We start from the raw sequence: 13,141 nt of genomic DNA on the forward strand, positions 1-13,141 counted from the left end.
ATTGTAGTGATTTAAATCATCCTCTATGGCCGCTCTTGTTTCAACCTGCCATGCGCATTTTTTCAACGCTTAATGCTATTGTAAGTTTCGTTAATGCTGAATTAGCACGAATACTCGCCAATAATATTATCAGACCAGAGAGTCTGAATTTCATCAAAGCTATGGCCCTTGGCAAGTAGCCAGTGAACTTTTGAGAACGCAGCTTCTAAGGTCATGTCTTTACCATCAAGGATCGACAATCGTTCAAGTAGCGAACCTGCAGCATAGGCTCCTGTCGAAGTGCCACCATGAGCACACTGGGTGACATTAATCACCAGCTTTTTATTGGCTTGCATGGCTTCTAAGAATGCTACCAAGTCTGGGTTAGAGTCGGCAATGTTACCTGCGCCATAGGTTTGTAAAACGATGGCTTGGCATTGGTCATCCCGCAAAAAACCTTGGTAAGCACTGCTTGGCAGGCTGGGGTATAAAGGTAAAATCCCAACGCTGTTGGCAGCAAAATCATAGTCTCTAGGGCTTGGGGCATGAGTTAACAAGTGATTTAACTGCACGCCAGTAAATTGCTTATGGATGGATAGCTTTGCAAGTGGCTCGGCATTGAATGACTGAAAAGCCGCAAAATCATGACTGCTGAACTTGGTCACTCGGTTTGCTTGCATCAAAGTATGGTGGAACAACACTGTCGCCATACCAAAACTTTCTTCTCCTGCAATGGCAAGTGCCGCTTCCAAATTGCTGATACCATCACTTCGACTCATGCCTAACGGAATCTGTGAGCCCGTAATAATGACATTTTTGTCACAAGCGCCCAGCATGTAAGACAAAACAGAAGCGGTGTACGCTAATGTGTCGGTGCCATGCAGCACAATGAAGCCTGAGTAGGCTTGCCAGTTTGACTGCAATGTATCGTAAATTTTACACCAATGGTCAGGTGTGATGTTTGAACTGTCAATTAATGGATTAAGCTCAATAACATCGAACTCTGGCAGCCCTTGTAAACTCTCACCAAGGGTGTCAAGGATACGCTCATTTAGTCCCGCAGCAGGCGCTAATCCTTGCTCGGTTTGAACCATTCCAATGGTGCCACCTGTATATACGATAAGAATTTTGTGTGTCACGTTATCTCCTTATGATCCGCTCTTTGCTCGAGTTGGAGCGATCATGTTCTCTGGCTTAAGCAGTTCATTAAGCTCATCTTCGGTCAGTAATGACTCTTCTAAAATAAGCGATTTCACCGTTAAGCCGCTAAGCAGTGCCTGGCGCGCAATGCGTGAAGCGTTTGCGTAGCCAATATGGGGCACCAACGCGGTAATGATGCCAATGCTGTTCTCAACATGCGCAAGACAGACGTCTTGGTTGGCTTGAATACCACGAATACATTTGTTTTCGAGCATCTCACAAGCCTGCTTTAGCATTTTTAATGAGTTCAACAGATTATAGATAATCATTGGCTCCATCGCGTTTAGCTGGAGCTGGCCTGCTTCGGCTGCAAGGGTGACAGCTAAGTCAGATGCCATGACCTGATACGCCGTTTGGTTCATGGCTTCAGGAATCACAGGATTAACTTTGCCTGGCATAATAGATGAGCCAGGTTGCATTTCAGGTAGTTTTATTTCCCCAAATCCAGTTCTAGGACCACTTGAAAGTAAGCGCAAGTCATTGCTCATCTTACTTAATTTGATGGCCAAACGCTTCAAAATCCCTGAGAAGAATACAAATGCGCCCATATCTGAGGTCGCTTCCACAAGGTTCGATGCAGGAACCAGTGGCTTCTTAGAGATAATGGCAAGCTTCTCGATCGCTTTTTTAGAGTAGCCTTCAGGTGTGTTGATACCTGTACCGATAGCGGTTCCGCCTAGGTTTACTTCGCATAGCAGGGCACAGGCTTCTTTGATGCGATCAATGTCTTCACCGAGAGTGACTGCAAATGCGTCAAACTCTTGTCCTAGTGTCATGGGGACGGCATCTTGTAGCTGTGTGCGACCCATTTTTAACACATGGGAAAACTCTTTGCCTTTATCTTCCAAGGCATTTTTCAATGATGCCAAGGCTGGCACGAAATTATCAGCCGCAAACTGAATACCAAGACAAGCAGCAGTTGGGTACGCATCATTGGTCGATTGAGAGCGGTTTACATCGTCATTTGGATGCAGGAACTGGTACTCGCCTAGACCGTGGCCTAATTTTGTCAAAGCGATGTTGGCAATGACCTCGTTGGCGTTCATGTTGGTCGATGTACCAGCCCCCCCTTGAATAACGTCCACAATAAATTGCTCATGGTACTGTCCGTTAATCAAATCTTGGCAGGCATAGACAATGGCATCCGCCTTGTTTTCATGCAGCAAACCAAACTCTTGGTTTGTTCGAGCAGCAGCAGCCTTCACCATAGCAAGTGCCTTAATCAACTCTGGGAAGTGCGAAATTGGTACGCCAGTGATAGAGAAGTTTTGCGCAGCTCTTAATGTCTGAATGCCATAAAAAGCATCGGCTGGGACATCTAAATTGCCTAGTAGATCGTATTCGGAGCGAGTATTCATAGTAGCATCCTAAAAAAGATGGGCGGCACCACCGAGCCTGTTGCCAGAATCTGATGTGATTGTACTTTTTAAATCATGATAGATATTGAAACGAATACGGCAGGGAAAAGGGAGTTTGTAAGCTGGTTTAAATTGATGTTGTTTGGTGTTTTAATAGCATCAGTTAACGCTATTATGTGAGTTTAACTACTCTTTTAGTAGGGGGGCTATGCGAAAAACATGTTGGGGGGAGTGTTATGAATGACAGTTTTCCAGAGAACCTGAGGTTACTCTGCAGTTATTACAAGTCGATTGCTGATGTCTGTCGGCGCTTATCTATTAATCGGCCACAGTTTAACCGTTATTTAAGCGGTACGACCTTTCCATCGAACAGTACCTTGCGCAGAGTATGTGATTTTTTTGGTGTAGAAGAGCATGAGATTCTACTCCCTCACAGCCAGTTTAGACGCTTGTTGCAAGTACGGCCAATTGCTGAACAAGAACCGGTCGCGGCAACACCTGAGCAACAGTTTTTCGACAAGTTAAACAGTATCGGGCAGCATGGCATTGAAAAATACGTCGGCTACTATTTTGAATACTACCTTTCCATGGCGTATCCGGGCAAAGTCCTACGAACTCTGGTTTGCTTGGAGCGTCAAGGCAACAAAACCTACTATCAACGTACAGAGCGTTTAAATCCTCGCCGTTCAGGTAAACCTTTTCATGGTATGTACAAAGGGGTTGTGCAATTTTTGGGGGACCGAATATTTCTGCACGACTATGAAACACTAACCAATCTTGAGATGACCCAGACAATTTTGTACCCAACCTTTAAGAATAGGGTAGATCGATTAACCGGTTTACGTTTAGGCGTGTCTGGCAGTGGTGAGCGTATGCCTTGTTGTACTCGTGTGGTGTACGAATTTATTGGTAAAGAAATAAAGCGCAATAAAGTTTTCCCTCTTTTAGGGTTATATGACTTTGACGATGAGCGCTTAGACGATGATATTCGCGACTCAATCAAAAATGATATCGCAACAGGCGAGTGGCATTTCAGGGCTCGATTTTAAAGAAAAGGTATGGACATGATGGATTCTAAACATTGGTCAGAGCGGGACTTAGATACGCATTTGGATAAGCTTAAATCTGAAGTAATAGCGTGTTCAGAGCCGATCTTTATTGCACCGTTTGTTGAACCCGCGGACAGTAAGGATGGAGCACTTTCTGGTGCTGTCGTCTCGGTAAAAGCGACATTTGATGTTGCTGGTCACTCGACGACAATGGGATCCAAGTTGCTGGGAAAGAAGCATGCTGAAAAAGATGCGGATACTGTCGCATTTTTACGGGCAGCGGGTGCAAGCCTAATTGGCCATACCAATATGACAGAGTTGGCGTATTCAGGTGTAGGCCTCAATCCACACTTTGGAACGCCTGAAAATCCGCTCAAACAAGGCCGTATCCCTGGTGGTTCTACAAGTGGTGGAGCGGTTTCCGTTGCAACGGGGCTTGCTGATATCGCCTTGGGAACAGATACCGGTGGTTCACTGAGAATTCCCGCTGCCTTTTGTGGTTTAGTGGGGTTTAAACCGAGTCAGCAATCTGTATCCAGCAAAGGCTGTTTACCACTTTCTCAGTCTCTAGACAGCATCGGCGTAATGGCTAACTCGGTTAACGATTGTTCTCTAGCTTGGCATGTATTGAGTGACAAAAAAGAGGTGCATGTTGATCACGACTTTGTCTTAAAAGTCCCGACGAACTTTGGTATGGATGAAGCTTCTTCGATAGTGAGAGAAGCTTTTGATTCTGTAATCAAGTCTTTGCAAGATCAAGGGCTAAAGATTGAGCGTGGTAGCTATCCCATTTTTGAAGCCTATCAACAGTTACCCGTTTGGCAGTTTTCTGCGGTGGAGAGCTGTCGTTACTTTGCTAGTCTTATTGATCTAGAAAGTGATCTGCTGGACCCGCGAGTGCGTCAGCGCATTGCTAGGGGGGAGGGGGTTACTGACGAAGAATTCAACAACACTCAGCGTTTAAGGCATGACTTGATAGAACGTATGTCCATTGAGGAAGCAAACACGGTATTTATCATGCCAACTGTCGCTTGTATTGCACCTGACTTTTCCGATTTTGCAACAGACGAAGATTTTAATCGCATCAATTTGCTTTGCTTACGAAATACATCGTTTGCCAATGTGGTTGACGGTTGCAGCCTTTCACTTCCGTTTACCTACCAAGGCGAGCCAATCGGATTAATGCTAACCGCTAAAAATGGTGACGATCAAAAACTTCTGTCGTTGGCACAAACGATTGAGCGACTGCTTTGCTAATTCTAAAGCATATTTGCAACACTGAGCTCCGAGTGTTTTTATCGGAGTTCAGTGTTGAAGCGGCTATGACTTCTTAAACCGCCCAATAACCAACAGAGTAATGAAATAAAGCCCGCCTAGGATAGAAACTAGAGTGCCTGCTGCAATCTGCGCTGGGTAAAGCAAACTTTGCCCTAGCCAGTCGGCCCATAGCAGCAATGTTGCGCCTAATATCGCGGCGCATAAAATTTGACTGCGAGTGCTTCTGGCTCCCAGCATGATCGCTAAATGGGGGGCGATTAATCCAATGAATGCGATTGGGCCCATCGTTGCGGTGGTGGTGGCGCAGAGTAATGCAACAAGCGTCAGAATGATTAAACTGGCTAAATTGAGAGGGACACCGCGGGCCAATGCAAAGGCTCTTCCGACAGAAAGTAGGGTAAGCCAGCGCGAGCTAATCAGAGCAAAGCTTAATAGTAATAGGCTACTAGCGAGCAATGCTAAGCTTTGGGCGTTTGTGACGCGATAGGTGGAACCTGCTAACCACAACAGAATACGGTAACTATCTTGAGTGCCCTTAGCCAAGCAGAACTGAATCACCGCATCAAGCAGAGCAGTCAACGCAATGCCCGTCAGGATTAAAGTGGAAGGGGCGAATTGATGCTTGCGAGCTAAAGCAATCAATACCAGCAAGACTGCGATACTACCTAAGGCTGCTACGAGCCAATTGTTTGACAGGGTTGCGTTAGCAAACAAAACAGTTGTGGACACCAAGGCAAGGGTTGCACCTGCGGATACACCGAGAATATCAGGGCTGGCTAACGGGTTATAAATCAGTCTTTGTAACAACACCCCAGCGATCGCTAAACTTGCACCAGCAGCGACTGCGGTCAGCAGTCTTGGCTGTCTTATTTGCCACTGATAGTCACTGAGCCAATGCCACTCAAAAGAACCACTAGAAAAGTCTGCGAATGTGTTGAGTAAGAGTATCGTGACGGCACTCATCCCGATACCTGACAGTGCTTTAAATGAAAGACTACGTCCACCTGTTGGCAATATAAACGCTAAATTATCTTGTGCTTTGAGCTGGCGCCGACTGAACCAAACCAATGCTGGCGCGCCAATTAATGCAGCAGTGACGCCGCTGGTTACGACATCATTGGTGTACTGGGTTAACCAAAAAGCCATGCGATCAGTGGCGAAGAGTAATCCCGCACCTAGAATCATACTGAATACTAATTCTTGGCGTGCTGTACGAGCGCCCATTGCTCTTGCTATGTTTGGTGCAATCAAACCAATAAAGCCAATGACGCCAATGCTGCTGACGATAGCAGAGGCAAGCCAAATGCCTGTTGTCATTAACACAAAAAAGGTTGGTAGCACGGATAAACCGCGTGCGCTGGCGCCATCTTTTCCTAGTCGTAGTAGGCTTAGCGCCCTGGGTGCAAAAAACAAAATAGGCAGCCCGATAAGTAACTGAGGGACTACACTTGTAAAAGTGTCCCAGCCATTTTGCGCTAGGTCTCCTGCCCCCCACATGAAGATGTTTTGAGCAAATTGTTCATTGAGCAGTATGATGCCCGTCGCGATAGCGCCCAGCAATAAATTAACAACCATGCCTGCCACAACGATGGGCAAGCCCGTCATATTATTGAGGCCAACGATGGCGAGGATAAGCCCAAAGGCTAGCATCGCACCCACCATGGCGGCTAAATCCCCATAGTCATTTACATACTGGGCAAACCAGACATTCATAATGATAAGGGCCAGCCAAGCGCCTGAAGAGGAGCCGAGCGTGAGTGGAGAGGTTAGAGGGTTTTGTGTTAGTTGCTGCATCAAACTGCCTACCAACCCTAATGTGGCTCCGATAATCAGAGCCATCGCAATGCGCGGTAGGTGCCCAAATAGGAAACTAAAATCGTCAAAACTTTCCGGTGCTTGTGCTCCCTGAAGTAGACTCCATTGATGGTCAATGGATAGAGGGCTGCCGAAAATCGTGAGTAAAATGATCAGTAGGGCGAAGCCAGTGCCAACGCCCCAAATAGGAAAATGCTTTAGGTTCATTGGGCAATTTCAAGCAGGCTTTTTGTGTAGGCTTCAGCCATGTAGCGTAATGACATGGCACCACCAAAACTCCAAACTGGCGCAACTCTATTGTAGTGTTTTGCTCTAACGAAAGGCATGGCTTGCCATAAGAATGATTTCTTTAATTTCGCTTCTTCGTTAAACGGCAAGATATATAAGAAATACGCATCGGTAAGGTCTTTTAATTGATCAATACGTATTTGCTTTGTGCCCCAAAGCGTTGGCGGCAGGGGGAGCGCATTTTTCAGTCCGAGCTGTTTCAACACCCAATCAGAAGAAGAGTTTTCAGTATAAAGAAACACGGTTGTTTCACTGCCAAATCTGGCAGGTAAAACACTGGGCAACTCTTGCCCAAATGATTGCTCTAGTTGCTGCTTTAAAGACGCTAAATCAGAATGTAACTGTTCAATTTTAGCTTCCGCCAGCGCTTCTTTTTTAAATAGCTTGGCTAAAGTTCTGAAATTGGCAATGGCTTGCTCACCCGCATCATAATCACCTTGATAATTTTCAAGTAGCACGACGGGAGCGATTTCTGAAAAGCTGTCTAATAAGTCCTTCTGAGGCGATGCAGCAATGATGACATCAGGCTTTAGTGCTGCGACTTTTTCTAAGTTAGGCTCAGCGCGTGTGCCGATGTCTGCTAATTGTTCTGATGCATGAGGTTGTGCTACCCAAGTGTTGTAACCCTCAATATTAGGGCCTCCAAGAGGAGTGATATCTAGCTCAAGTACTTGTTCAATAAGATCCCAATTCAGAACAACAACACGCTCTGGTACCTTCGAAAAGGTTTTCTCGCCTTCACTGTCATGGATGGTAATGTCAGCTAATGAAGCGCTACTGGCAAAAAGGCTGAGTGTTAACAGCATCAGTTGAGGGAGGTTTAAGGACATACGACGGCCACCTTTGATGGTTGTTGTGGAACGGAGTTAGGATGATCAAGTAATTTTATTGGGGTTTGGTAAAGGTTACTTAAACGTTCTTCATCAAGCAGTAGCTCGGCACTGCCTTCAAAGACAATTTGACCTTTTTTAAGAGCAATGATTTGCTGAGCATATTGCAGTGCCAGATTGAGATCATGAAGTATGACAATGATGCCGCGTCCTTGCTGCTGGCAGAGATCAGACAATAAGCTCATTAGCTGATATTGATGTTGAATATCTAGAGCGGAAGTCGGCTCATCTAGAATCAATACGGGCGATTGTTGAGCGAGCAGCATAGCAACCCAGGCGCGCTGACGTTCTCCACCTGATAAGCTGTCTGCGGCAGTGTTGGCAAACTCACTGATGCCGGTTTCTTCGATGGCTTGGTTAATAATCTGTTCATCTTCTTTTTGCCATCTCCCAAGCAAGCCACGCCAAGGAAACCGCCCTAAACGCACGACTTCGCGGACAGTTAATCCGGCTGAAGAGGGTAACTTTTGCGGTAGAAAAGCAATGTTACGAGCGAGTATTTTGGCAGATAAGCTGTTTACCTCATCCGAGTGCAACATGACTTGGCCTTGATCTGGCGCCTGCTGCCCTGAAAGAAGACTTACCAAGGTGGATTTACCGGATCCGTTATGACCAAGGACCACGGTAAGCTTATCCGTAGGAATGGTCAGGGAGGGAATATCTAAAATGACTCGCCCTGAGCGAGCCATCTTAATATTTTTAAGTGAGAACATGAACGTCGAAATTCCTCATACGACAGATGGCTCATGAAATGGAGTCATCGCGTAGTCAATGATCGCTACCAGCGATACTGTGTGCTTAACATAATGGAGCGAGATTAGATGAAATATCGATAATGATACAAAAACAATTCTGTTATCGCTATCAGTTCTCATTTGCATTCTGATTGTTTACATAAAGATTGGTGGTTACATAATGTTCCAATGCTGGTTTACATGGAAATCTTAATATCTCACTGACTTAACTTTGTTATTAAACTGTCATGTGATTTTCACGTAACTGACATGATTCAAAGGCTAAATATCTTTCGAGTTTATAAATAACTGCGCTGCCAGTGCGCACACAAATTAAAACGATAGATAATGGGGAATACAAATGCCAGTTAAGCAGGATCAAATGCTAGGTTTTGATGAGCATGATGAATTAGTACGTCCAGCTGCAGAAGTAGTGGAATTTGAAGAAACAGCCAAGGCAATGGTGTCTCGTCGCGGTTTCTTGACTGGGGGCGCTGCAGTAGGTGCAACAGCATTAGTAATGGGCTCAACAACTCTTGCTGCGAGTAATGCGATTGCGGGCGAAGAGATGAAAATGTCTCGTTTGGCGTTTGAAATGGTAAAAGCCAACGCCGAAGATACGATTACTGTGCCAAAGGGTTACAACTGGCAAGTACTTGCTTCTTGGGGCGAGCCATTGTTCTCAAATGCACCAGCTTTTGATCCAGCAACGGGTGGTACAGGCGCTTCTCAAGAAATGGCTTTCGGTGACCACAACGATGGCATGGCGCTTTTCTCTCATAACGGTCGTCAAATCCTTTGTGTTAACAACGAGTACACAAACTTAACAACGCTTCATGCTAATCGTGCTGATGGTAAACCTGTGAATGCTGATGACATTCGTAAGAGTAAAGCAGCGCACGGTGTTTCTGTGGTTGAGATCGCCCGCAAAGATGGCAAATGGGGTATCGTAAAAGATTCTGAGTTTAACCGTCGTATCACAGCGGATACTGAAATGGACATCACAGGTCCAGCTCGTGGTCATGATTTAATGAAAACCAAAGCCGACCCGAAAGGCGTCGTTGCGAAAGGCACTTGGAATAACTGTGGCAATGGTCAAACACCATGGGGCACTTACCTAACGTGTGAAGAAAACTTTAACGGTTACTTCTCATCTAGCAACAAGGACTTCCCATTAACACCGCAAATGAAGCGCTACGGTATCAGCCATGATGATTGGGGCTACAGCTGGGCGATGGCAGACTCTCGTTTTGATCTATCTAAAGATCCGCAAGAGCCGAACCGTTTTGGTTACATCGTTGAAATCGATCCGCTAAACCCAACGGCACGTCCTAAAAAGCGTACAGCGCTAGGTCGCTTCAAGCACGAAAACGCTGAAGTTGAAGTAGCAGCAAACGGCCATGTTGTAGTGTACCTAGGTGATGATGAGCGTGGTGAGTTCCTATACCGCTTCGTATCTAAGAACAAATACGTTGTTGGTGGTGACAACACTGACCTACTAGAAGAAGGTACGTTGTACGTTGCGAAGTTCAACGAAAACAACACTGGTCATTGGATCGCGCTAACGCCAAAAGCCACTGGCATGACGGAAGCTGAAATCGCTATCTACACTCGTGAAGCGGCTTCGAAAGTCGGTGCAACGACAATGGACCGTCCTGAGTGGGTGGCATCTAACCCAAATAAAGCAGAAGTTTACTGTGCACTAACGAACAACAAAAACCGTGGTGTTAAGCCAAATGCGGGCGGTGATGAAACCCCTGCAGTGGGTCCAAACCCACGCGTAAAAAACAACTACGGTCAGATCGTCCGTTGGCAACCGGCTAACCAAGATCATACAGCTGAGAAATTCTCTTGGGATCTATTCGTACTAGCCGGCAACCCTGCTGTTTACGATGACGCTTACGCGGGTTCTAAGAACGTCAATAAAGACAACATGTTTAACTCTCCAGACGGTTTGAAGTTTGATAAGAAAGGCATGTTGTGGATTCAAACAGACGGTAATTACTCAAACGAGAAAGGTTTCGCTGGCCAAGGTAACAACCAGATGTTGGTGGGGGATCCTGAGACGGGTGAAATTAAGCGTTTCCTTGTTGGTCCAAAAGAGTGTGAAATCACTGGTGCTGCGTGGAGTTCAGACCGTACGACTATGTTTGTAAGTATCCAGCATCCTGGAGAGAAAGGTAACTCGGTATGGCCAAACGGTGGTACACCGCGATCTAGTGTGATTGCTATTTCTCGTGATGACGGTGAAATGATTGGCTAATTAAGTTTTTTATAAAGCTTAATCAAGCGGCGCCTTAAAGGCGCCGCTTTCGTCTCAGTTTTGGGCCATTGGTTTTCTTTGCTCAGCTAAATTGTGCTTATATGGAGTTATATGGCGTGATAATGCTGATGGGAGATAGGCAATCTTGCTCATGCTGGTGGCGGATAATGTTCACTGCGGTTTTTACTTCTTGGTCTACATCATGGCCGATCACCAAATCCATTTCTCTTTGGTCTAATAGCTCTCGCGTGTGGTTGCTGATCTCGTGGCCGATGAAGACGACATGGCGTGTCAGGTTGTGTTCTCTGAGCGCTCTGGCGATCCCTCGGTTGCCGCCTGCTGCGTTATAGACTGCATCGAGGTGACGATCCTTTTTAAGGAACTTCAGCATGGACTGATACGAATAGTCTGAGTCATCTTGAGAGTGAAGGCATTCTTCGATTTTAAGGTGTGGGAACTCTTGTCTTAATGCTTGGCGAAATCCCAGTTCTCTTTGTAATTGACAGTCGTAGGGCGCGCTAGCTACGAACAGAATTCGTCCTGGCATGCGAGGTAGCATTCTTCCCAGTAAATAACCAGCGGTTGCACCAACACTTTTCTGGTCTGAGCCAACATACGCGGTGCGATTTGAGTTAGGTAGATCGCTTGTTAAGCAAATGACAGGAATATGCTGCTCAATGGCTTGATTAACGGCTCGATTCACCGGAACTGAGTCGGCAGCCATTAAAATAATGCCATCAACTTCTTGAGCTCTCTTAAGTATGATCTCGGCGATATCTTGGCTTGAGCCTTGGCCTGTTTTCAATGTGTCGAGTGAGTATTCTATTTCATATTCGTTTTCTTCAATAAAAGCGGTAATAGCGCCTTCGACTAGGCTAATAAACGTTGGCCCAGCTTCCACAATGAACGCAATTTTCGTCAGCTTAACTTTGTTGGTGTTGCTATGGCGATTTAGTTGATCAATTGCACTAAGCACCTTTTCGCGGGTCGAGGCTTTCACGCCATCGCGCCCATTGATCACTCTGTCCACGCTCGCAGTGCTGACGTTTGCTGTTTTGGCGATGTCTTTGATGGTCAGCTTTTTAATTCTTTCCCGCATTTCTAAAAACCAGTTTTGATGTCTTTTAAATCAAAATAGATTATTTTGATGTGAAAAACAAAAATATTTTGACCGTTTTGCTTGGGAGAAATATACATGATCTCACTCTCTGTACGTCACTGACGTGCATTTACAACAAGTACAAAATAAATGGAGTGAGTTATGCATACTTTCGCATTGTTTGGTTGTGGCCGTATTGGGCAGATCCATGGAGCTAACGTCGCAGCAAATCAAAAGTGTCACCTAAAATACGTCGTAGATGTTTACCAGCCGGCAGCTGAGGCGGCAGCGAGCAAGTTCAACGCGAGTGTTGCGACAATCGAGGAGGCCCTTGCGGATGCAGAAGTCGACGCTGTCTTGATTTGTACGGCAACCGAAACCCATGCCGACCTGATTGTTCAATCTGCGCACGCTGGTAAGGCTATTTTCTGTGAGAAACCGGTTGATTTGAACATTGATCGAGTACGTCAATGCTTAGCCGTTGTGAAAGAGTGTGATGTACCTTTAATGATGGGCTTTAATCGTCGCTTTGATCCAAACTTTGCTCACCTTAAAAACGCTTTAGATCAAGGGGTTGTGGGTGATCTAGAAATGCTGACGATTGCTTCTCGTGATCCGAGTGCGCCTCCAGTCTCTTACATTCAATCATCAGGCGGGTTATTTCGTGATATGACTATCCATGATTTTGACATTGCCCGTTGGTTGTTGGGGGAGGAGCCAGTCACCGTTTACGCTTCAGCCTCTTCACTTGTGTCGCCGGAAATTAAAGGGGCTGGTGATGTGGATACAGCAGTGGTCACTCTGACTTGTGCAAGCGGAAAGGTTGCTGTAATCACCAATAGTCGTCGAGCGTCCTACGGTTATGATCAGCGTGTAGAAGTGCATGGAAGTAAGGGAATGTTGGAAATCAAAAACGTTCCAGAAAGTACCGTAGTGGTTTCCACGGATGCTGGTGTGCAAGCCCAGAAACCAATGCATTTCTTTTTAGAGCGTTATGCCGCGGCATACAAAAGCGAACTAGAGTGTTTCGTAGAAGGTTTGGCGTCTGGTAACCACACATTCCCAAGTGGAAACGATGGCGAGAAAGCCTTGCTGTTGGCTGATGCGGCGGTTGCCTCATTGCAATCAGGTCAAGCGGTGGCGCTATAACGTAAGTTAGCCCATCAAACGAAAAAAGCCCCAAGGTTT

The 13,141-nt window shown here is 45.9% G+C and carries 10 protein-coding genes; 4 read left to right on the forward strand and 6 right to left on the reverse strand.

Going from position 1 to position 13,141, the window contains the following annotated elements; all coding sequences use genetic code 11:
• Positions 1 to 101 precede the first annotated feature (101 nt).
• Together ACXAC1_RS14940 and ACXAC1_RS14945 are read right to left on the reverse strand one after the other, a co-directional pair.
• A complete protein-coding gene (locus ACXAC1_RS14940) occupies positions 102 to 1,118 on the reverse strand; it encodes an asparaginase (RefSeq protein WP_475062474.1) in 1,017 nt (338 codons plus the stop codon).
• Positions 1,119 to 1,127: 9 nt separating this feature from the next.
• Complete coding sequence (locus ACXAC1_RS14945; RefSeq protein WP_475062476.1) at positions 1,128 to 2,537, reverse strand: aspartate ammonia-lyase; 1,410 nt, start codon at positions 2,535 to 2,537, stop codon at positions 1,128 to 1,130.
• Between the two features lie 236 nt (positions 2,538 to 2,773).
• Here ACXAC1_RS14945 and ACXAC1_RS14950 point away from each other — a divergent pair, with 236 nt between their 5' ends.
• Together ACXAC1_RS14950 and ACXAC1_RS14955 are read left to right on the forward strand one after the other, a co-directional pair.
• Positions 2,774 to 3,586, forward strand: a complete 813-nt coding sequence (locus tag ACXAC1_RS14950; RefSeq protein WP_475062478.1) for a helix-turn-helix domain-containing protein — start codon at positions 2,774 to 2,776, stop codon at positions 3,584 to 3,586.
• 15 nt (positions 3,587 to 3,601) lie between these two features.
• Entirely contained in the window at positions 3,602 to 4,843 is a 1,242-nt protein-coding gene (locus ACXAC1_RS14955; protein ID WP_475062480.1) for an amidase family protein, read from the forward strand.
• Between the two features lie 63 nt (positions 4,844 to 4,906).
• Here ACXAC1_RS14955 and fhuB read toward each other — a convergent pair whose 3' ends face one another.
• Genes fhuB through ACXAC1_RS14970 form a run of 3 tightly spaced genes read right to left on the reverse strand, consistent with a single transcriptional unit; the run spans position 4,907 to position 8,570 of the window.
• Complete coding sequence (fhuB, locus tag ACXAC1_RS14960; RefSeq protein WP_475062481.1) at positions 4,907 to 6,886, reverse strand: Fe(3+)-hydroxamate ABC transporter permease FhuB; 1,980 nt, start codon at positions 6,884 to 6,886, stop codon at positions 4,907 to 4,909.
• Entirely contained in the window at positions 6,883 to 7,797 is a 915-nt protein-coding gene (locus ACXAC1_RS14965) for an ABC transporter substrate-binding protein (protein WP_475062482.1), read from the reverse strand. The genes fhuB and ACXAC1_RS14965 overlap by 4 nt, the downstream gene beginning before the upstream one ends.
• Positions 7,788 to 8,570 (reverse strand): ABC transporter ATP-binding protein, encoded by a 783-nt coding sequence (locus tag ACXAC1_RS14970; RefSeq protein WP_475062484.1) that lies wholly within the window; start codon positions 8,568 to 8,570, stop codon positions 7,788 to 7,790. Before ACXAC1_RS14970 ends, ACXAC1_RS14965 begins: the two co-directional genes overlap by 10 nt.
• Positions 8,571 to 8,952: 382 nt before the next feature.
• Between ACXAC1_RS14970 and ACXAC1_RS14975 the strand changes: the two genes are divergently transcribed.
• Positions 8,953 to 10,854, forward strand: a complete 1,902-nt coding sequence (locus tag ACXAC1_RS14975) for a PhoX family protein (RefSeq protein WP_475062486.1) — start codon at positions 8,953 to 8,955, stop codon at positions 10,852 to 10,854.
• A gap of 97 nt (positions 10,855 to 10,951) precedes the next feature.
• Here ACXAC1_RS14975 and ACXAC1_RS14980 read toward each other — a convergent pair whose 3' ends face one another.
• Positions 10,952 to 11,953: a LacI family DNA-binding transcriptional regulator gene (locus ACXAC1_RS14980; RefSeq protein WP_475062487.1), complete on the reverse strand. Its 1,002-nt coding sequence runs from the start codon at positions 11,951 to 11,953 to the stop codon at positions 10,952 to 10,954.
• 162 nt (positions 11,954 to 12,115) lie between these two features.
• Here ACXAC1_RS14980 and iolG point away from each other — a divergent pair, with 162 nt between their 5' ends.
• Positions 12,116 to 13,102, forward strand: a complete 987-nt coding sequence (iolG, locus tag ACXAC1_RS14985) for an inositol 2-dehydrogenase (protein WP_475062489.1) — start codon at positions 12,116 to 12,118, stop codon at positions 13,100 to 13,102.
• The last annotated feature ends 39 nt before the right edge of the window (positions 13,103 to 13,141 follow it).

This window comes from Marinomonas sp. AWM4_232, from assembly GCF_056158325.1.

Excerpts from the sequence above, each read along its gene's own strand:
- ACXAC1_RS14945 (WP_475062476.1), bottom strand. The coding sequence starts at position 2,537 with ATGAATACTCGCTCCGAATACGATCTACTAGGCAATTTAGATGTCCCA.
- ACXAC1_RS14950 (WP_475062478.1), top strand. The coding sequence starts at position 2,774 with ATGAATGACAGTTTTCCAGAGAACCTGAGGTTACTCTGCAGTTATTAC.
- ACXAC1_RS14955 (WP_475062480.1), top strand. The coding sequence starts at position 3,602 with ATGATGGATTCTAAACATTGGTCAGAGCGGGACTTAGATACGCATTTG.
- fhuB (WP_475062481.1), bottom strand. The coding sequence starts at position 6,886 with ATGAACCTAAAGCATTTTCCTATTTGGGGCGTTGGCACTGGCTTCGCC.
- ACXAC1_RS14965 (WP_475062482.1), bottom strand. The coding sequence starts at position 7,797 with ATGTCCTTAAACCTCCCTCAACTGATGCTGTTAACACTCAGCCTTTTT.
- ACXAC1_RS14970 (WP_475062484.1), bottom strand. The coding sequence starts at position 8,570 with ATGTTCTCACTTAAAAATATTAAGATGGCTCGCTCAGGGCGAGTCATT.
- ACXAC1_RS14975 (WP_475062486.1), top strand. The coding sequence starts at position 8,953 with ATGCCAGTTAAGCAGGATCAAATGCTAGGTTTTGATGAGCATGATGAA.
- ACXAC1_RS14980 (WP_475062487.1), bottom strand. The coding sequence starts at position 11,953 with ATGCGGGAAAGAATTAAAAAGCTGACCATCAAAGACATCGCCAAAACA.
- iolG (WP_475062489.1), top strand. The coding sequence starts at position 12,116 with ATGCATACTTTCGCATTGTTTGGTTGTGGCCGTATTGGGCAGATCCAT.